Origin of the sequence: Murinocardiopsis flavida, assembly GCF_003014485.1 — a bacterium.
GTDB classification, from domain to species: domain Bacteria; phylum Actinomycetota; class Actinomycetes; order Streptosporangiales; family Streptosporangiaceae; genus Murinocardiopsis; species Murinocardiopsis flavida.
The window spans coordinates 285,938-305,142 of sequence record NZ_PYGA01000006.1 but is presented as its reverse complement, the minus strand read 5'-3'; the positions used below and the strand labels follow the sequence as shown (position 1 = coordinate 305,142).

Annotated in this window: 17 protein-coding genes; 11 read left to right on the top strand and 6 right to left on the bottom strand. The window is 72.5% G+C overall.

What is annotated here, in order from left to right; translation table 11 throughout:
* Positions 1–307 precede the first annotated feature (307 nt).
* From CLV63_RS11460 to CLV63_RS11450, 3 genes are all read right to left on the bottom strand, one after another.
* Complete coding sequence (locus tag CLV63_RS11460) at positions 308–1,273, bottom strand: sugar phosphate isomerase/epimerase family protein (protein ID WP_106582928.1); 966 nt, start codon at positions 1,271–1,273, stop codon at positions 308–310.
* A gap of 238 nt (positions 1,274–1,511) precedes the next feature.
* Complete coding sequence (locus CLV63_RS11455; protein ID WP_106582927.1) at positions 1,512–1,913, bottom strand: nitroreductase family deazaflavin-dependent oxidoreductase; 402 nt, start codon at positions 1,911–1,913, stop codon at positions 1,512–1,514.
* Between the two features lie 314 nt (positions 1,914–2,227).
* Entirely contained in the window at positions 2,228–2,890 is a 663-nt protein-coding gene (locus CLV63_RS11450) for a uridine kinase family protein (protein WP_211301261.1), read from the bottom strand.
* Between the two features lie 308 nt (positions 2,891–3,198).
* On the opposite strand from CLV63_RS11450, the gene CLV63_RS11445 reads away from it, so the two are divergent.
* From CLV63_RS11445 to dxs, 8 genes are all read left to right on the top strand, one after another.
* Complete coding sequence (locus CLV63_RS11445) at positions 3,199–4,371, top strand: ROK family transcriptional regulator (RefSeq protein ID WP_106582926.1); 1,173 nt, start codon at positions 3,199–3,201, stop codon at positions 4,369–4,371.
* 264 nt (positions 4,372–4,635) lie between these two features.
* On the top strand, positions 4,636–5,769 hold the full coding sequence (locus tag CLV63_RS11440) for an ABC transporter substrate-binding protein (RefSeq protein WP_245928734.1): 1,134 nt from the start codon (positions 4,636–4,638) through the stop codon (positions 5,767–5,769).
* Positions 5,770–5,841: 72 nt separating this feature from the next.
* Positions 5,842–6,627 (top strand): ATP-binding cassette domain-containing protein, encoded by a 786-nt coding sequence (locus tag CLV63_RS11435; protein WP_106582925.1) that lies wholly within the window; start codon positions 5,842–5,844, stop codon positions 6,625–6,627.
* Positions 6,627–7,898 carry a sugar ABC transporter permease gene (locus tag CLV63_RS11430; RefSeq protein WP_106582924.1) on the top strand — a complete coding sequence of 424 codons (1,272 nt, stop codon included), beginning with the start codon at positions 6,627–6,629 and terminating at the stop codon, positions 7,896–7,898. Before CLV63_RS11435 ends, CLV63_RS11430 begins: the two co-directional genes overlap by 1 nt.
* Positions 7,899–8,221: 323 nt before the next feature.
* The gene (locus CLV63_RS11425; RefSeq protein ID WP_106582923.1) at positions 8,222–8,530 is read left to right on the top strand and encodes a hypothetical protein; all 309 of its coding nucleotides are present in this window, start codon (positions 8,222–8,224) and stop codon (positions 8,528–8,530) included.
* Between the two features lie 127 nt (positions 8,531–8,657).
* A complete protein-coding gene (locus CLV63_RS11420; RefSeq protein WP_394339760.1) occupies positions 8,658–9,398 on the top strand; it encodes a sulfite exporter TauE/SafE family protein in 741 nt (246 codons plus the stop codon).
* Positions 9,399–9,418: 20 nt separating this feature from the next.
* Positions 9,419–10,027 (top strand): G/U mismatch-specific DNA glycosylase, encoded by a 609-nt coding sequence (gene mug / locus CLV63_RS11415; RefSeq protein ID WP_106582922.1) that lies wholly within the window; start codon positions 9,419–9,421, stop codon positions 10,025–10,027.
* Positions 10,028–10,148: 121 nt separating this feature from the next.
* Complete coding sequence (gene dxs, locus CLV63_RS11410; protein WP_106582921.1) at positions 10,149–12,065, top strand: 1-deoxy-D-xylulose-5-phosphate synthase; 1,917 nt, start codon at positions 10,149–10,151, stop codon at positions 12,063–12,065.
* A gap of 97 nt (positions 12,066–12,162) precedes the next feature.
* Here dxs and CLV63_RS11405 read toward each other — a convergent pair whose 3' ends face one another.
* The gene (locus CLV63_RS11405; protein WP_106582920.1) at positions 12,163–12,792 is read right to left on the bottom strand and encodes a flavodoxin family protein; all 630 of its coding nucleotides are present in this window, start codon (positions 12,790–12,792) and stop codon (positions 12,163–12,165) included.
* A gap of 165 nt (positions 12,793–12,957) precedes the next feature.
* On the opposite strand from CLV63_RS11405, the gene CLV63_RS11400 reads away from it, so the two are divergent.
* Together CLV63_RS11400 and CLV63_RS11395 are read left to right on the top strand one after the other, a co-directional pair.
* Positions 12,958–13,335: a winged helix-turn-helix transcriptional regulator gene (locus CLV63_RS11400; protein ID WP_106582919.1), complete on the top strand. Its 378-nt coding sequence runs from the start codon at positions 12,958–12,960 to the stop codon at positions 13,333–13,335.
* Between the two features lie 125 nt (positions 13,336–13,460).
* Positions 13,461–14,819: an FAD-dependent oxidoreductase gene (locus tag CLV63_RS11395; RefSeq protein WP_106582918.1), complete on the top strand. Its 1,359-nt coding sequence runs from the start codon at positions 13,461–13,463 to the stop codon at positions 14,817–14,819.
* 76 nt (positions 14,820–14,895) lie between these two features.
* On the opposite strand, the gene CLV63_RS11390 is transcribed toward CLV63_RS11395, so the two are convergent.
* A complete protein-coding gene (locus CLV63_RS11390) occupies positions 14,896–15,909 on the bottom strand; it encodes a neutral zinc metallopeptidase (protein WP_106582917.1) in 1,014 nt (337 codons plus the stop codon).
* A 184-nt stretch (positions 15,910–16,093) separates the two neighbouring features.
* Positions 16,094–16,858, bottom strand: coding sequence for a TetR/AcrR family transcriptional regulator (locus tag CLV63_RS11385; protein ID WP_245928732.1), 765 nt, complete (start codon positions 16,856–16,858; stop codon positions 16,094–16,096).
* Positions 16,859–17,010: 152 nt separating this feature from the next.
* Here CLV63_RS11385 and CLV63_RS11380 point away from each other — a divergent pair, with 152 nt between their 5' ends.
* Entirely contained in the window at positions 17,011–19,200 is a 2,190-nt protein-coding gene (locus CLV63_RS11380; protein WP_106582915.1) for an MMPL family transporter, read from the top strand.
* Positions 19,201–19,205 lie beyond the last annotated feature (5 nt).

The window sequence follows — 19,205 nt, the reverse complement described above, 5'->3', positions numbered from 1 at the left end:
ACCACAACCCACCCGCCGGGCCCCCACCCCGGCGGGCCACACCCATGCCCCCACCCCGGCGACCGGCACACGCCGCCCCCAGCCGCCCCAGCAGCACGATCCACCGGCACCCTCCACCGGCCGGGGACGCAGACACGCTCAGCCGGGCCCCAGCGGGTGAACCGAGGACCGGCCGCCATTCCCGCGGCTGCGCGGGTGCGGCTCGCGGTCCCGTGCGAGCGGCCCCGGCCCGGTCGGTCGACGGTGGGCGGCAAAGGACCGCCCCGGCGCTGTGCGCCGGGGCGGTCCTGCTGGAGTACCGGGAGGGTCAGTACTCCAGCGCGGAAAGGTGCTCGAAGCTGCGCCGGACGTGGTCGAGGGCGTCGGCGCCCGCGGAGTCGTGCTCGACGATGAACTCGACCCGCTTCGCCGGGAGGGCGGCGGCGAAGGTGGGCCGGAAGTCGATCAGGCCGAGTCCCACGTCCTCGAACTGGCCGTCGAGGTTCATGTCCTTGACGTGGAACTGCGGGAAGCGGTGGTTGCGGTTGTCGGTGATGAGGGGGGTGGGGTCCTGCGCGCCGCGCCAGGACCAGAAGAGGTCCAGCTCGAAGTGCACGTAGCGCGGGTCGGTGCGCTCGATGAGGACGTCGTAGGCGCGCTTGTCGGCGTCGGCCAGGCGGGCGAACTCGTAGTGGTGGTTGTGGTAGCCGAACTTCAGCCCGGCTTTCGCGGCTTGGCGGCCCGCGGTGGTGAGGTCGGCGGCGAAGTCCCGCCAGTGCTTCTCGGTGCTGCCGTTGGGCCCGCTGGGGACATTGATGTAGGTGTAGCCGAGGGTGTTGGCGTCCTTGAGCTGGGTGGCCCACGCGTCGGCGTCGAAGGGCTGCGGGATGCCGTGATGGCCCGACGTCGCCTTGAGGCCGTGCTTGTCGAGCAGGGACTTGAACTCGGCGGCGCTGCGTCCGTAGAACCCGGCCGTCTCGATCTTGGTGTAGCCGATGTCGGCCAGGCCGGCGAGGGTCCCTTCGAGGTCGGCCGCCGCGGCCTCGCGCAGCGTGTACATCTGCACCGAGATGCTTTCGGTCGGGATGCCGCGGCGCTTGCCCGGCTTCCTGGTCGCCGCGGGCTCGGCGGCGGCGGTGCCGACCTGAACGGTCAGGGCGGTCGCGGTCAGGCCGGTGAGTGCGGCGGTACCGGCGGCGATGCGGAAGAAGCCGCGGCGGGCGGCACCGGTGTGTTCACCGGCTGCGTCGGTGCCGCCGTTGTTCTCGGGTCCTGGGCCGGATGTGCGAGGCATGGCAGGTGCTCCTGTCGGACTGGTGATCCCCCCGGACAACGACTTAGTCCATTTAGTGGCAAAAGCCTGACACTTTCAAGAGCAAAGTGGAGACCGACGGTCAACGCCTGTGACTCGCGTCACTGCCGTCCCGTCTCTGAGCATGGGAAAGGCGGGGGATCGCGATCCCCCGCCTACCCGGAAAAATTTCTGCCCGGACCGCGGACCGGGCCCGAGTCACCCCCGGTTCACGCTCGGCTCACACTCGGCTCAAGAGGACGACCGGGATGGACCGGTCGGTCTTCGCCTGGTAGTTGTCGTAGTCGGGCCAGCGCCGCGCCATCTGCGGCCACACGCGGGCCTTCTCCTCCTCCGTTGCGGTGCGCGCCACGGCGTCGAACACGTCGTCCTTGACCTGCACCCGCACCTGGGGTGCCGCCACGAGGTTCTTGTACCACTCCGGGTGGTCGGGGTCGCCGCCGTTGGACGCGACGACGACGTAGTCCGCGCCGTCGTCGCCGTAGATCAGCGGGGTGCTGCGCTGCTTGCCGGACGTGCGACCCGTCACCGTGAGGATGAGGGTCTGCGTGCCGTTCCAGTCGTGCCCCTCTTCACCATCGGTCTCGACATAGCGCTGCACGTGCTCCTGACCGAAAAGCACCAGGAATCCCTTCTGTCGTCGTGGCCGGGGCCGGATGCCCCGTTAATGGGGGCGAACACCCGGAGGGCTGCCGCGCTTCCCGGCCCGGCGGCCCGATGCGCCGCCGCGTTCCGATCTCCGCCACCCCCCGGCGTGCGTCGCCGTCCTCCTCCGGGCAGCCTCCCGTTCCGGGGCGCCTTCCGTCGGCAGGCGCGCCCGTCGCGGCCGGGGTCCGCCCGGTATGCGGGATTCGCTCCCGCGCGGGTCAGGTCCCGTCGGTCAAGCCCCACCGGTCAAGCGCGGTCGGTCAGACACCGTCGAACAGGCGCCGTCGATCAGTCGTCGCCGATGGGTGGATCGCCTGTCAGCGGATTGCCGGTCAGCGGGTCCTCGGTCTGCGGGTCCTCGGTCAGCGGGTTGTCGATCAGCAGGTCGGCGTGTTCGCGCGGGCGGTGCGCACGGTAGAACACCGCTTCCTGGCGGGCCCAGCGCGCCATGTGCGGTGCGTACGCCGCCGCGTCGGCGCGCGTGCGCAGCCGCCGCGACCGCGCCTCGGCAGGGGCGTCCACCCACACGAGGGCCGACAGCAGGGGGCGCAGTGGGGCGGCCCCGGCACCGCAGCCCTCGACGAGCAGCAGGTCGTCCACGCGGGTGCGGCGCCATGGCCCGAAGACGCCGCGCTCCCAGTCGTAGCGCCGCCACTGGGGGGCTTCGCCGCGCGCGAGCGGTTCGAGGACCCACCGGAGCAGCAGGGGAGCGGCGGCGGCCAGACCCTCCCACCCCGGGTAGAGGTCGTCGAGGTGGATGACCGGCGCGCCGCCCAGTGCCTCGGCGAGCAGCCCGGCGGTGCGGGTCTTTCCCGATCCGGACCGCCCCTCGATCGCCACGGCGCGGTACGCTCCGGCGCGTGCGGGGCGGCGGCGCAACGCGGCCGCGACCGCGGCGGGCCAGTCGGGCGCTGTGGTCGAGACGGTCGGGACCGTGGTCGGAGGCGGCACGGAGGCACACACTACTCACCACCGGGGCGCCGTGCCCGGGTCGGCGCGGCAGGGGAGCGCCCCTGGGCGGGTCTGGTCGGGCACGCTTCCGCCGTCGCCCGGCGAACACGGCCGGGCGCACCGCGAGTGTCCGCCCTCGCCAGAGCTGTCTTCACGGCTTGTAAGCTCGATGCTGCCGGGCGGGACCGCGCTACGCCCTGAGCCGCGGTCGCACCGGCACCGCGCCCGACAACCGGGCACCGAGCCGGACACCCGACAACCGGACACCGATACCGAGCCCGACACCGAGCCGATCCAGAGGAGCCGTCTTGGCCGTTGACACCGAGGTCACCCCCGGCTCCCAGGCGTCCTTGCGGCAGGCGAACCGGGAGCGCGTCATCGAGGCGCTGCGCGCGGGCGGCACGCTGACCCAGGCCGAGATCGCGCGGGCCACGGGGCTTTCGGCGGCGAGCGTCTCCAACATCGTGCGCGACCTGCGCGGCCTCGGCACGGTGTCGGTGCGCGGCACGTCGTCCAACGGCCGCAGGGCCCGCGCGGTGACCCTCATCCGCCCGCCGGGGGTCGTGATCGGCATCGAGTTCTCCCACGGGGCCATTTCGGTGGCGCTCGGCGACCACGACGGCGGGGTGCTGCTGGACGAGTCCATCCGCTACGACGTCGCCGCCGACCCGGAGCGGGGGTTGCGCCGCGCGGTGTGGCTGGTCGAGACGCTGCTGATCGCGGCGCGGGTGGACTACGGCATGGTCACCTCGGTGTCGGTCTCGGTGCCGGCCCCCGTCGATCCGGCGACCGGCGAGCTGGGCCCGATCAGCGCCATCCCGCGCTGGGCCGGGGTTCGGCCGGGCGACGTCCTTGCCGAGCGCCTGGGCCTGCCGGTGCTGGTGGACAACGACGCCAACCTGTGCGTCCTCGCGGAGAGCGCCGAGGGCGCGGCCCGCGGCCTGGAGCACGTGGTGTTCATCCGGCTCGGCGAGGGCGCCGGGGCCGGGATCCTGGTGTCGGGGCGGGTGTTCCACGGCGCGGGCGGCACGGCGGGGGAGATCGGGCACATCGGCCTGGACGAGCGCGGCCAGGTGTGCCGGTGCGGCAACCGCGGCTGCCTGGAGACCCTTGTCGGCGCCCCGTACCTGCTGCGCATGCTGCCGCAGCACGACGGCGCGCCGAACGGCATGGATCTCGGCGATGTGATCGCCGCCGCCGACGAGGGCGACCCCGGGTGCCGCCGGATCATCGCCGAGGCGGGTACGGCGCTGGGCCGCGGGGTCGCCGTCATCGCCAACATGGTCAACCCCCAGCTGGTGGTGGTCGGCGGGGAGTTGGCCGCCGCCGGCGGACTGCTGCTGGACCCGATGCGCCGGTCGATGGAGATGGGCGCGCTCGGCAGTGCGCTGCGCGACCTGCGCGTCACGCGGTCGGAGCTGGGCGCGCGGGCCGCCCTGCGCGGGGCGCTGCGCAACGCTCCGCGCGCGGCCGGGCGGTAGCGCGGCCCCGCTGCGGTAACCCGCCGGAATCCGCGCCGAAACACGCCCTTGTGCCGTGCGACCCGCCGTACCTGCATCATCAATGCGTTCAACAGTTGAATGAATATCTCGTGACATTACGAATATTCGTTCAAGTCTTGACGGCAAGATGAAGGGCGGGTTTGACTTCAGCACGTCGATCCATCGAGTTCACCCGACGCATGAGGCGGCGGGTGCGTCCGCATCCTCCGGCCCGATGGACGAACGTAGGAGGGTAGGAATCCTGTGCTGAAACACAATCCGAACACCACGATCGTCCGCCGGGCCGCCGCCATCGGCGCCGCGCTGGCCCTCGCCCTGGTCGCCGGGTGCGGAACCACCACCGACGGGGGGTCCGACGCCGGCAGCGGCGCCAGCGTCGAGGAGGGATTCACGGTCGGCCTGCTGCTGCCGGAGTCCAAGACCGCCCGCTACGAGAAGTTCGACAAGCCGTACTTCGAGGAGGCGCTCAAGGAGGAGTGTCCGAAGTGCAAGGTGTCGTACCAGAACGCCGACCAGGACACAGGTAAGCAGCAGTCCCAGGCCGAGGCCATGCTCACCGAGGGCATCGACGTCATGGTGCTCGACGCCGTCGACACCGAGGCCGCGGGCGCCGTCGTCAAGCAGTCCAAGAGCCAGGACGTGCCGGTGGTCGCCTACGACCGCCTCGCCCAGGGCGGGGTCGACTACTACGTCTCCTTCGACAACAAGAACGTGGGCAAGGTCCAGGGCGAGTCGCTGGTCGAGGCGTTGGAGAAGGAGGGCGGCGACAAGGGCGAGATCGTCATGATCAACGGTTCGCCCACCGACCCCAACGCCGCCGACTTCAAGGCCGGTGCGCACGAGGTCCTCGACGGCGCCGTGAAGATCGGCGCCGAGTACGACACCCCCGACTGGTCGCCCGACAAGGCGCAGCAGCAGATGGAGCAGGCCATCACGTCGGTGGGTGCCGACAAGATCAGCGGCGTGTACTCGGCGAACGACGGCATGGCGTCCGGTGTCATCGCCGCGCTCAAGAGCGCAGGCGTGGACGACCTCCCGCCGATCACCGGCCAGGACGCCGAACTCGCCGGGATCCAGCGGATCATCTCCGGCGAGCAGTACATGACCGTCTACAAGGCGATCAAGCCCGAGGCGGAGATCGCGGCGAAGATGGCGGTGGCGGCGGCCACCGGCGAGAAGTTCGACGGCGAGGGCGCGACCGAGATCGAGGACCCCGACGGCAACAAGGTCGCCTCCGTGCTCCTCGACCCCGTCCCCGTGACGGCGGACGACATCGAGGAGACCGTGATCGCCGACGGCTTCTACACCGTCGAGGAGGTCTGCACGGGCGACTTCGCCGACAAGGGTTTCTGCAAAGAGGCCACCGGCGACAAGTAGCCCGTCCCCCCGTTCCCGGGCGCGGCGCGCACCGCCGCCCGGGAACGGGGCTGCGCAACGTAAGGAGTCCCCATGACCACACCCGTCCTGGAGCTGTCCGGGATTTCCAAGAGATTCGGTGCTGTGCAGGCCCTCAGCGAGGTGAGCCTCGATGTGCACCAGGGCGAGGTCGTCGCGCTGCTCGGCGACAACGGCGCGGGCAAGTCCACCCTCGTCAAGGTCATCGCGGGGGTGAACCCCGCCGACAGCGGTGAGATCCGCTGGGAGGGCCGCACCGTGCAGGTGCAGCGGCCCTCGGACGCGCAGTCCCTCGGGATCGCGACGATCTACCAGGACCTCGCGCTCTGCGACAACCTCGACATCGTCGCGAACCTGTTCCTCGGCAACGAGCGCATCATCGCCGGTGTGCTGGACGAGTTGGAGATGGAGCGCAAGGCCAGGGACCTGCTCGACTCGCTGTCCGTCACGATGCCGAGCCTGCGGGTCCCGGTCGCCTCGCTCTCCGGCGGGCAGCGCCAGATCATCGCCATCGCCCGCTCCCTGCTGGGCGAACCCCAGGTGGTCATGCTCGACGAGCCCACGGCGGCCCTCGGCGTCGAGCAGACCGCCCAGGTCCTCGACCTGATCGAGCGGCTCCGCGACCAGGGCCTCGGCGTCCTGCTCATCAGCCACAACATGGCCGACGTGCGCGCGGTCGCCGACCGCGCCGCCGTACTGCGGCTCGGCCGCAACGGCGGCGACTTCCAGGTGGAGGACACCAGCTACGAGGAGATCGTCGCCGCGATCACCGGGGCGTCCGACAACGCCGCCACCCGGCGCGCCGGGCGTGTCACGGTTCCCGGAACGGAGGGCGCGTGATGGCGCAGCAGGCCCCCATATCCAGCCCGGCCGGGCAGAGCCCGGACGCGGCCGTCCACGAGCGCGACCCGCGGCTGGTCAGCGACACCCTGGTCTCCCTCGGCCTGTTCGGGTTGATCGCCCGGCGGCTGCGCGGCGGCGAGCTCGGCCCCTTGCCGGTCATCATCGGGCTGGTCGTCATCTGCGCGGTGTTCCAGACGCTGCACGAACGCTTCCTCTCGCCGCAGAACCTGTCCAACCTCAGCGTGCAGATCGTCGCCGTGGGCCTGATGACGACCGGCGTCCTCATGGTGCTGCTGCTCGGCGAGATCGACCTGTCGGTCGGTTCCGTCGCCGGTGTCTCCGGTGCGGTCCTCGCGGTCGCGGCGGTCAACTTCGCCCTGCCCGAATGGGTGGCGATCCTGCTGGGCGCGCTCACCGGGCTGGTGATCGGCGTCATCCACGGCACGATCTTCGCGAAGGTCGGGGTGCCGGCGTTCGTCGTCACCCTGGCCGGACTGATCGGCTGGCAGGGCGCGCAGATCTACATCCTCGGCAAGGACGGCACGATCAACCTGCCCTACGACGGGGCGATCGGCTACCTCACCCAGACCTACTTCGAGCCGGCGATGGGCTGGGGGTTCGCCGTGGTGGCGGTCGCGGCGTTCGCCGTCCCGTCGTACTTCGGCGAGCGGCGCAGGGCGGCGGCCGGCCTGCCGCACAAGTCGGTGACCGAGCTCCTGGTGCGCACGGCCCTGCTCGCGGTCCCGGTGTTCGGCGCGGTCGCGGTCCTCAACCAGTTCAAGGGCGTCCCGCTGGCGTTCCTGATCTTCGTGGGGTTCGTGGTCGCCTTCGACCTGATGCTGCGCAAGACCCGCTACGGGCGGATGGTGTTCGCCGTCGGCGGCAGCGCCGAGGCGGCCCGCCGGGCCGGCATCAACGTCGACCTGGTGCGCATCTCGGTGTTCGCGCTGGCGTCGACGCTGGCGGCGCTCGGCGGCATCATGCTGGCGTCGCGCGGGTTCGCGGTGAGCCAGTCCACCGCGGGCGGCGACGAGCTGATGATGGCCATCGCCGCCGCGGTCATCGGCGGCACCAGCCTGTTCGGCGGGCGCGGCAACGCGTACTCGGCGCTGCTGGGCGGCCTCGTGCTGGGCGCTATCGCATCGGGCCTGTTCCTGTTGCAGATGGACACCTCGGTGCGGTTCATGATCACCGCCGTGGTGCTGCTGATCGCCGTGATCCTCGACGCGCTGGCGCGCCGCAGCCGCAAGACCCACGCTAGGGGCTGACCTGGGCCGACCCCCACAACGGTCGGCCCTCACATCGGCCGGCCCCGCTCACCGGCGGCACCTCCCGTCGCCGCCGCTGCGGGGCCGGTCCCGCAGCCCCGGAGGGTTCCCTCCCCGCCCTCCGGGGCGCCGTCCTGCGCGGCGGACGGTTCTCACCGAGATCTAGTACGGCTCCGACCGGGATCACGCGCGCGCCGCGCAGTGTTGTCACCGGTAGCCGGTGTTCGTCGCCGGCGGTCAGGTGTATCAGGTGTCCGTGCCGGTGGCAGGTGTGCTGCCGGCGGGCGGGGCGCCCGGGTCGTGCCGACCGGGGCACGCGAGACGTGGACGAGAACGGGGTGGTCGTGGTGGCGGGTGCGCGGCGCGCGGTGGAATCGGGCAACGACGTGGGCGGCTCGCTCGCCCTGCGCTTCCCGGCGCGGGAGGACAGGGAGACCAGGGACGGCATCGGCGCCGGTCCCGACAGCGTTGCGGCGGAGCCGCCCCGCCCGTCGGTCGCCGCGCCCGGCGCGGTCGAGGTCGAGGTCGACGGCAGCGTCCCGTTCTGGCGCTGGGAGCTGACCGGTCTGCCGCTCCCCGAGGTCGACCTGGCGCGCGCGGCCCCGGGGGAGCGCGGCGGGTCCGCGGGCTGAACAGGGGGCCGGAAGAGAGGGCTGAACGGAGGGCCGAACAGAGGGCTGAACCGCGGCGGCTGCGGCGGCGCATCGCCGTTCGCGGTGTCCCGCCCCACTGCGGCCCGGCGGGCGCGGGATACCGTGGGTGGCCGTGCCCGATGCCATCATCCCCGATCCCATAATCATCGCCGTGATCGGTGTCGCCGTCCTCCTGGGCACCGTCGTGCAGAGCAGCGTCGGCCTCGGCGTGGGGCTCGTCGCGGCGCCGGTGGCGGCGCTGCTCGACCCCAGTCTCATGCCGGGCGGGATGCTCATCGTCACCGCCGCGACCCCGCTGCTCACCCTGCCCGGTGAGTGGCGCAGGGCCGACTGGCGCGGCATCGGGTGGGGGATGCTCGGGCGGCTCGCGGGCACGGTCGCGGGGGTGTGGGTGGTGTCGGCGCTGTCGGTGCGGGCCCTCGGCCTCGCGGTCGGGGCCATGGTGCTGGTGGGCGTGGCGGCCTCGGTGTGGGCGGTGCGCATCAGGGTCACCCCGGCGACCGTGGCGTCCGCGGGGGTGATCTCCGGGATCACCGGCACGGCCACGTCCATCGGCGGCCCGCCGATGGCGCTGGTCTACCAGCACGAGCCCGGGCCGACGGTGCGGGCGACGCTCGGCGTGTACTTCCTGCTCGGGATCGCCGCGTCCCTCGCCGCGCTGGCGATCGGCGGCCAGCTCCACCTGCGCGAGGTCGTCGCGGGGGTGAGCCTCCTCCCGTTCATGGTCGCCGGATTCCTGCTCGGGCGGCCCATCCGCCGCATCGTGGACGCCGGCTCGATGCGGGTGATGCTGCTGGTCGTGGTGTCGGTGTCCGGTGCGGTGCTCATCGCGCGGTCGCTGTTCTGAGCCGCGCCTACCCTGGGGCCATGGCAGGACCAACGGCCAGACCAACAAAGGCGCAGCTCGCCGCCGCGCACGGCACCACCATCCCCGACGTGCTCGCGCCGGGCCTCGACGTCGTGTTCTGCGGCATCAACCCGGGCCTGTACTCCGGTTGGACGGGGCGGCACTTCGCCCGGCCGGGCAACAGGTTCTGGCCGGCGCTCCACCGCGCCGGGTTCACCCCGAGGCGGCTCGACCCCGCCGAGCAGCACCTCCTCCCGCAGTGGGGGATGGGCATCACGAACCTGGTCGCCCGCGCCACCGCGCGCGCCGACGAGCTGACGGCGGCGGAGCTGCGCGAGGGCGGTGCGCTGCTCGCGGACCGGGTGCGCGCATCCCGGCCCCGCGTCCTCGCCGTCCTGGGGGTCACCGCCTACCGCCAGGCGTTCGGGTACCGGCGCGCCGCCATGGGCCCGCAGGACACCCGGATCGGCGGGGTTCCGGTGTGGGTGCTGCCCAACCCGAGCGGCCTGAACGCCCATTACAACGTGACCGAAATCGCCGCGGAGCTGGGGCGTCTGCGGCGCGAGGCGCTGAAAGGGGCGGATCAGGCCGACGGCGGCGGAAACCGCGATGGATCGGCGTTCCGCTGAGATGGGTTCGGGCGATGACCGCCGCCGTCGGCTCATAGACTCGACGGGACCATGCGTGCCCGGGGGCGGGTGCGCGAGCCGCCGGCGCCGGCCGGGCGCGGATGAAGGGGATTGACGACCAGTGACGCTGCTCCAGTCGGTACGGAATCCGGACGACCTGAAGAAGCTCGCCGCCGACCAGATTCCGCTCCTCGCCGGTGAGATCCGCGACTTCCTGGTCGCCGAGGTCGCCCGCACCGGCGGCCACCTCGGGCCGAACCTCGGCGTTGTCGAGCTCACCATCGCGCTGCACCGCGTCTTCGACTCCCCCCGCGACCCCATCCTGTGGGACACCGGGCACCAGTCCTACGTCCACAAGATGCTCACCGGCCGCCAGGACTTCGCCAAGCTGCGCCGCGCGGGCGGCCTGTCGGGCTACCCGTCGCGCGCGGAGTCCGAGCACGACTTCATCGAGAACTCGCACGCCTCCACCTCGCTGTCCTACGCCGACGGCCTCGCCAAGGCCAACGCGCTCATGGGGCGCGAGGACAGCACGGTGGCCGCGGTCATCGGCGACGGCGCGCTCACCGGCGGCATGGCGTGGGAGGCGCTGAACAACATCGCCGAGGGCAAGGACCGCCGCCTGGTCGTCGTCGTCAACGACAACGGCCGCTCCTACTCGCCGACCATCGGCGGGCTCGCCGACCACCTCGCGACCCTGCGCATGTCGCAGGGGTACGAGCAGGTGCTCGACCTCGCCAAGAACGCGATCAACCGCGCCCCCGTCGTCGGCCCCCCGCTGTACGAGGCGCTGCACGGCATCAAGAAGGGGCTCAAGGACGCCATCCAGCCCCAGGTGATGTTCGAGGACCTCGGCCTGAAGTACCTCGGCCCCATCGACGGCCACGACGAGCAGGCCGTCGAGAAGGCGCTGCGCCGGGCCCGCGACTACGCGGGGCCGGTCATCGTGCACTGCCTCACGCAGAAGGGCAAGGGCTACCCCCCGGCCGAGAACCACGAGGAGGACCAGTTCCACTCGCTGGGCGCGTTCGACGCCGCGACCGGCGAGGTGCAGGCCGGCAAGCCCGGCGTGAAGTGGACCTCGCTGTTCAGCGAGGAGATGGTCAAGCTCGGCGCCGAGCGTTCCGACATCGTCGCCATCACCGCGGCCATGCTGCACCCCACCGGTCTGGCGGCGTTCGCCGAGGCGTACCCCGACCGGATCTTCGACGTCGGCATCGCCGAGCAGCACGCCGCGACCTCGGCAGCGGGCCTGGCAATGGGCGGCCTGCACCCCGTCGTCGGGGTCTACGCCACGTTCCTGAACCGGTGTTTCGACCAGATCCTGATGGACGTCGCACTGCACCGGCAGGGCGTCACCTTCTGCCTCGACCGCGCCGGCATCACCGGCGACGACGGCGCCAGCCACAACGGCATGTGGGACCTCTCCCTGCTCCAGCTGGTGCCGAACCTCGGCCTGGCGGTGCCGCGCGACGCCACGCGGATGCGCGAGCTGCTGCGCGAGGCCGTCGCGGTCGACGACGGCCCCACCGTCCTGCGCTACCCCAAGACCCCGGTCGGCGCCGACATCGACGCAGTCGACCGGCTCGGCACCATGGACGTGCTGCGCCGCGCGCCGCACGGCGGCAACTCCGCCGACCTGCTGCTCGTCGCCGTCGGCCCCATGGCGCACATGTGCTGCGAGGTCGCCGACCGCATGGCCGACCACGGCATCGGGGTCACGGTGATCGACCCGCGGTGGGTGAAACCCCTCGACCCCGCCCTCGTCGGCGAGGCCGCCCGGCACCGCGTGGTCGCGGTGGTCGAGGACAACGGCCGAGTGGGCGGGGTGGGCGACGCCGTGGCGCGCACCCTGCGCGACGCCGAACTCGCCACCCCGGTCCGCACGTTCGGTGTGCGCCAGGAGTTCCTCGATCACGCCAAGCGCGAGGACATCCTCGCCGAGATGGGGCTCACCCCGCAGGACCTCGCCCGCCGCCTCACCGAGGTCGTGTCGGAGGTCGCCGACTCCACCATGGCCGACGAGCCGGCCACCTGACCGCCCGCCGGGGGTGCACGCGCGAGTCCCGCCCTCGCACAAGGACCGGCGCCGCGGCCGTCCCGGACCGCCCCGACCGGTCGGCCCGCGGCGCGTTCTAGGACCACACCTGCTGGGAGCGTGCGGTGTCGACCCGGTAGTCGGTCGCCGTCAGGGTGAAGAACCGCCGCCCGAGGCCGGCCGCCGATCCCACCGGGTCGGCCGGGTCCTTCGCGACCTCGCCCCGGGTGTTGCCGACGCCCACCACGACGCCCACCAGTTCCTGGTTCAGGTACCGGGTGATCTCCTGGAAGTGGGCGACGACCCCGAGGGTCGCGCCCACGTTGCTCTCCTCCGCGGAGATCAGCACGCCGACGCGCTTGCCCATGATCCCCTCGATCGCGGTGCCGCGCGCGGGCGCCGCCGCGGAGGTGTGGCAGAAGAGGCGGTCGAACACGGTCTTGAGGCGGGCCGGCATGCCGTAGAACCACAGCGGCATCGCGAAGACCACCCCGTCGGCGGGCAGGATCTTGTCGAAGAGCAGTTCCTCGTAGCCGTCCGTGATCGAGCAGGTGCCGTCGTCGCGCCGGCAGAGGCGGCAGTGGTCGAGCATCCGGTCGACGTAGTCTGCCAGTGCCACGTGCTCGACCTCGTGCCCGGCGTCGCGGGCGCCTTTCTCCGCGGCGTCGGCGAGCAGGTGCGAGTTGCCGTCGAGGCGCGGGCTGGCGCTGATGATCAGGAGTTTCACGCGGGTCCCCTCGGATTGCGGTGGCGTGCGCGGCAAGTCTCGCGGGGCGCGCGGAACGCGGACAAGTACGGTCTTTTTCGTCCGGTAGGGACGATTCTGATACCGGCCGGGCGGCCCGGTCGGCGGGAGGAGGCGGGGGCGGTGGCCCGCGAAACAGTCGCTGACATGCCGGAATGGTGCACGGTCGAGGTGGCGATGAGCGTCCTCGGCGGCAAGTGGAAGATGCTGATCGTGAAGTACCTGCTCGACGGGGCCTGCCGCTTCGGCGCGTTGCAGCGCGCCTTGCCCGGCATCACGCACCGCATGCTCAGCCGTCAGCTCCGCGAGCTCGAAGCCGACGGGATCGTGGCGCGGCGGGCGTACGCGCAGGTCCCGCCGAAGGTCGAATATTCGCTGACGCCCATCGGCGCCCAGTTGTGCGGGGTCAGTTCGGCGCTGGAGGAGTGGGGCGGCAGGTACCGGCGGGCCGCTTCGGCGGCGGCCCCGGCCGCCGGGCGCGCGGCAGGCGGCGCACCGGAGCCGGGCGGCACCTCGGGGGACTAGGCGGGGCAACTGCGCGGGACGGTAACGGGCGGGACGGTAACGGGCGGGATGGCGGCGGGCGGAATGGCGGAGACGCGGCACGATCCGGCCGCCCGCTGAGGCCGTCCGTGCGGAACAATGCCCCCATGACCTCACCTGACCCGTTGTGCGTGGCAGTCATCGGTTCCGGACCGGCGGGCATCTACACGGCTGACGCCCTGACCAGGCAGGATCGCGAGCCCGTCCGGGTCGATGTGCTCGACCGGCTGCCCACCCCCTACGGTCTGGTGCGCTACGGGGTCGCCCCCGACCACGAGAACATCAAGAGCATCGCGGGCACGCTGCGCCAGGTCCTGGAGCGGCCGGGGGTGCGCTTCCTCGGCGGGGTGGAGTTCGGCAGGCACATCGGCCGCACCGACCTCGCCCGCTGCTATGACGCCGTCGTGTACGCCACCGGCGCCTCCGTCGACCGCCGGCTGGGCATCCCCGGTGAGGACCTGCCCGGGAGTGTGGCGGCGACCGACTTCGTGAACTGGTACTGCGGCCACCCCGACTCCGAGGTCGAGCGGTTCCTCCTCGACGCGGAGGAGGTCGCCGTGGTCGGCGCGGGCAACGTCGCGCTCGACGTCGTCCGCATCCTCGCCAAGACCGCCGACGAGCTGCGGGCCACCGACATCCCGCAGGCGGTGCTGCGGGTCCTCGCCGACAGCAAGGTGCGGCGGGTGCACCTGCTGGCCCGCCGCGGCCCCATCCACGCCCGGTTCACGGCGAAGGAGCTCCGCGACCTCGGCCGCCTCGCGAGCGCCGACGTCGCGGTCCGCCCCGAGGAGGTCGACGTCGACCCCAACGGCGAGGAGCTGCTGCGCGCCGCGCGCGCGGCGCGCACCAACCTGAAGATCCTGGGGGAGTGGGCCGCCCGCGCGCCGCAGGGCCGCGACCGCCGCATCGACGTCCGGTTCTGGATCCGCCCGGCCGCGCTGCTCGGCGCGGACCGGGTCACCGGCCTGCGGGTCGAGCGCACCGCGCTGGACGCCGACGGCGGCCTCGTCGCGACCGGGACCGAGGAGGTCCTCGACGTCGGCATGGTCCTGCGCTCCATCGGCTACGCCAGCGTCCCGCTGCCCGGCGTCCCCTTCGACGAGGGGGCCCGGACCGTGCCGAACAGCGAGGGGAGGGTGCTGGACGCCGACGGCTCGGTGCGCGCGGGCGACTACGTCGCGGGCTGGCTCAAGCGGGGGCCGACCGGCGTCATCGGCACCAACAAGTCCGACGCCGCCGCGACGGTGCGCGGCCTGCTCGACGACGCCCCGGCGCTGCGCGCCGCCCGCGCGGGCGCGCCCGTTCCGGTGGAGTCGCTGCTGGCGGAGTCGGGGGTGGAGGTCGCGGAGTACGAGGACTGGCTGGCCATCGACGCCGCGGAGGCCGACCTCGCGCGGTCGCTCGACCGCGGCGCGCGGGTCAAGCTGGGCGGCTGGGACGCGTTGAACGCCGCGCTGCGGCGCTGAGCGGCCCTCGCGGCGGGGGCCCCGGGCAGGCGCGACAGGGGCGGCAGGGGCCGCAGGGGCGGCGTCCCCGCGGGGTTCAGCGCACCAGGGGGCGGGCGGCGGTGTAGGTGTTGCAGCTCTGCATGGTGTCGAGCTTGTAGCCCTGGAGGAACCAGTGCTGCCGGTTGCGCGAGCTGCCGTGGCTTTCGAGGTCGCCGCCGCCGTTGAGCAGCTTGTTGATGGTGCGCGCCGCCGTGGCGTCGAACCCGCCGAATCCGCGGATGCCGACGCCGCCCAGGCATTCGGCCTGGAGTTCGGTGCGGCGCAGCGAGTCGAGTTCCACCTTCCGCGACGACGCCTCGCTCTCGTTGTCGTAGGCGCGTTCCAGGATCCCGACGCGGTTCTGCACGTGGTGGCCGTACTCGTGGGCGAGCAGTGCGGCCCACACCCCTTCGTCGGCCTCGGGCAGCGTGTCGGCGAGGTCGGTGACGCTCGGCATGAGGACGTTGATGGTCTGCTCGCCGCTGTCGTAGAACGCCAGGGTCATGCCCTGCCCCTGGGGCCCGTCGGACCAGTCGTCGGGGGGTTCCGCGAGGACCTTGAACGTGGGCTTGTCGGAGGGCATGCCGGCGTCGGCGAGGCGCGGCTCCCACAACCGGTCGAGGCAGGGGCCGACCTCGGCGCTGAACGCCTCCCAGGAGCGCTTGGAGGCGGGGTCGATGTCGGGCACCTCGCACTCGATGGGCGCGGGCGCCTTCAGCGCGTAGAACGGGTTGTCGGAGACCGTGGTGCGCAGCGGCGGCGGGTCGGGGAACGTGCCGGTGTGCAGGAGGTCGCGCAGCGCGGGTTCGCCGGAGTCGGCGTTCGCGCCGTTGACGGTGTAGGACACCAGCGCGATCCCGGCGAGCAGCGACATGACGGCGATGAACGCTGACGCGCCGATGATGGCGCCCATGGCGAGGGAGGGACGGCGCCGTACCGGCGCGGGGGCGAGCACGTGGCCCGTGACGGGCGGCGGCGGTGGCGGTGTGTACGGCACCGGCGGCACCGGCGGCACCGGCGTGGGCGGCACACCGCGGCGCGGCGGCGGGCCGCCGTTGGGGGCGTCCAAGGGGTCGGTTCCTTCGCGGGCGGCGCAGGGTGTTCGGGAGAGCAGGGTGTTCGGGGAGCAAGGGGGTTGAGGAGGCAGAGGGTCGAGGAAGCAGGGGACTCGGGGGAGGGGAGCGGTCGGGGTCCGGTCGGACAATAGTACGCAACGGCCGGGGGAGCGCGGCCGGGGTCGGTCGGCGGCCCGGTCAGTCCGCGGGCGGGGTGTAGCGCACCCCTGCCGTCGCCATGAAGTCGCGCAGCTCGGCCTCGAACAGGGGCTCCATGTCGTCCATGACGAAGGCGTAGTGCTGGAAGACCTCCATGCACACCACCCCGTACAGCCGCACCCAGCTCGACACGAGGATGCGCAGCGCGTCGTCCGGGGGTTCCGTGGTGCCGACACCGCTGCGCTCGGCGAACAGGTGCAGTTGGCGGCGCAGGTCGTCCGGTATGGCGACGCCGGTGTCGACGGTCCGCCCTTGCGCGGTGAGCTGGTCGAACAGGGTGAAGAAGGTGGCGCCGAAGCGTTGGGCGGCGCACATGGCTTCGTCCTCGTTCGGGGAGTCCTCGCTGGTCCCGGGCGGGCCGAAGAGGAGGGCGAACTCCGCGGGGTGGGCGAGGGCCCAGAGCCGGAAGGCGCGCAGCGAGGCGAGGATGCGGCCGTCGACGTCGTCGGCGGGGACGGCGGCGTGCGGGGCGGCGACCGCGTCGGCGAGCTCGTTGAAGTAGTCGGCGCGCATCGACGCGAGCAGGTCGCGCAGGCTCGCGAAGTAGCGGTAGAGGCCGGGGGCGGTCATGCCCATCTCGCGGGCGATGGCGCGGAGGGACACGCCGGCGGTGCCGTGCTCGGTGAGGTACGCGCGGGCGATCCCCTTGATCTCGCGCAGTGTGGCCTCGCGCACGCGCTCCCGCCGGGTGAGGCGGGCCTCCGCGGTGTCAGCGGAGGGTATCGCCGCCGGGTCGTGCGCCACGTGCCCACCTTCCGCTGTCATGCGCCATCGTGTGGCTCGTATCACCTTGACGGGGTAAACGCCGTCCGCTTCAGTGAACAGTGTAAGCGATCGCTGGTCACCGGTAGCGGGCCCGGACGACTCACGGTAACAGCATGTCGAGGAGCGGTTTCATGTTCGCAAGCCTTGGCCGGTTCACCTACCGCGGCCGGGTCTGGGTCCTCGCTGCGACCGCGGCGTTCGCCGTCCTCTCGATCGTCTGGGGCACGGGCCTCTTCTCCACCGTCACCGACGGCGGGTTCGAGGACCCCGGGGCGGAGTCCAGCCGCGCGGCCGACATCGTCGAATCCGAGCTGGGCCACGACGGCATGGACGTCATGGCCGTCTACACCAGCGTCGACAAGATCCGGGTCGACAACCCCACCTTCGCCACGCAGATCGGCCAACTGCGCGACCGGCTGCCCGAGGAGCACGTCAAGGACGTGCAGACCTACCTCGACGACGACCTCAGCGAACGCGAGCGCGGCGTCCTCGTCTCGGAGGACATGACCGCCACCTACGTCCCGCTCACCCTGCACGGCCAGGACAAGGCCGAGCGCATGGAGCACTTCAAGGAGATCGAGGACAGCCTGGACGCCGGGCCGCTCGACGTCTACCTCGGCGGCCCGCTGCCCGTCGAGAGCGGGATCTCCAGCCAGATCGAGGACGACATCGTCCGCGCCGAACTGGTGTCGCTGCCCATCCTGCTGGTGCTGCTCGTCGCCATCTTCGGCGGCGTCGTCGCCGCGGTGATGCCGCTCGCCGTGGGCGGCATGGCCATCCTCGGCTCCTTCACGCTGCTGCGGGGCCTCGCGTCGGTCACCGACCTCTCGGTGTTCGCCGTCAACGTCGCCACCATCCTGGGCCTGGGCCTCGCCATCGACTACGGCCTGTTCATGGTCAGCCGGTTCCGGGAGGAGCTGGCGCGCACCGGCGACGTCGAACGCGCCCTGCCCGCCACGGTCGCCACCGCGGGGCGGACCGTCGCGTTCTCCGGCGTCACCGTCATGATCTCCTTCGCGGGGCTGCTGTTCTTCCCGCAGCCCATCATGCGCTCGGTCGGCCTCGGCGGGATGGCCGTGGTCCTGTTCGACGTCATCGCCGCGCTGGTGATGCTGCCCGCGCTCCTCGCCGTCGTCGGGCGCCGCGTCGACTCCCTCCGGCTGCCCCTGCCGCGGCGCACAGCGACCGGCGCGGCGGCGCACCGGATCGGCGGCTGGTCGCGCCTGGCGCACAGCGTCATGCGCCGCCCTGTGCTGTACCTGCTGGTCGTCGGCGCGGTGCTGGTGACGGCGGCTGCCGCGCTCTCGGGCAGCAGGCTCGGCTCCACCGACGAGCGCTACCTCCCGGCGGAGGCACCCAACCGCGTGGCGATGGAGATGCTGCGCGAGGACTTCCCCACCGGCGGCTACGGCCAGGTCGACGTGGTCGTGACCGGCGCCGTCGACCGCGCCGAACTGGAACGCTACGCCGACCGCCTCGCCGAGCTGCCCGGCGCCGAAATGGCGGAGGTCGAGCGCGCCGAGGGCGAGGCGGCCCACCTGGTGGTCGGCTACAAGGGGGCCTCCGACGCCCCGGCGACCGGCGGGCTGGTGCGCGATGTGCGCTCCGGGGCCGCGCCCGAGGGGGCCGACGAGGTCCTCGTGGGCGGGGTCGCCGCCATGCAGATCGACAACGTCGCCGGGATCGTGGGCGCCGTCCCCGCCGTGCTGGCGTTCGTCGTCACCGCGACCCTGCTGCTGCTGTTCCTCGCGTTCGGGTCGGTGGTGCTGCCGGTCAAGGCGGTGCTCATGGGCGCGCTGTCCCTGGGCGCCTCGCTGGGCGTGGTCATCTGGGGCTTCCAGGAGGGCCACCTCGGCGGCCTGCTGGGGTTCGAGGCGGCGGGCACCATCGACCCCACCTACCTGGTCCTGATCATCATCGTGGCGTTCGGCCTCGCCATGGACTACGAGCTGTTCCTGCTCAGCCGGGTCCGCGAGGAGTACCTGGCGACGGGCGACAACGCTCATTCCGTCGCCGTCGGGCTGCAACGCACGGGCGGCATCATCACCAGCGCCGCTGTGCTGCTCGTTGTGGTCCTGGCCGCCATGGGCACTTCGGGGCTGCTCTCGCTCAAGGTCATGGGGGTCGGCCTGGCGCTGGCGGTCGTCGTCGACGCCACCCTCGTGCGCGCCCTGCTGGTCCCGGCGACGATGCGGCTGCTGGGCCGCGCCAACTGGTGGCTGCCCGGCCCGCTGCGCCGCCTGCACGACCGGATCGGCATCACCGAGTCGGACGAGATGCCCGCGGCGCCCGCCGAACCCGTGCGCGAACCGGTGCGCTGACCCCC

Excerpts from the sequence above, each read along its gene's own strand:
- CLV63_RS11460 (WP_106582928.1), bottom strand. The coding sequence starts at position 1,273 with ATGCCTCGCACATCCGGCCCAGGACCCGAGAACAACGGCGGCACCGAC.
- CLV63_RS11435 (WP_106582925.1), top strand. The coding sequence starts at position 5,842 with ATGACCACACCCGTCCTGGAGCTGTCCGGGATTTCCAAGAGATTCGGT.
- CLV63_RS11430 (WP_106582924.1), top strand. The coding sequence starts at position 6,627 with ATGGCGCAGCAGGCCCCCATATCCAGCCCGGCCGGGCAGAGCCCGGAC.
- mug (WP_106582922.1), top strand. The coding sequence starts at position 9,419 with ATGGCAGGACCAACGGCCAGACCAACAAAGGCGCAGCTCGCCGCCGCG.
- CLV63_RS11400 (WP_106582919.1), top strand. The coding sequence starts at position 12,958 with ATGCCGGAATGGTGCACGGTCGAGGTGGCGATGAGCGTCCTCGGCGGC.
- CLV63_RS11395 (WP_106582918.1), top strand. The coding sequence starts at position 13,461 with ATGACCTCACCTGACCCGTTGTGCGTGGCAGTCATCGGTTCCGGACCG.
- CLV63_RS11380 (WP_106582915.1), top strand. The coding sequence starts at position 17,011 with ATGTTCGCAAGCCTTGGCCGGTTCACCTACCGCGGCCGGGTCTGGGTC.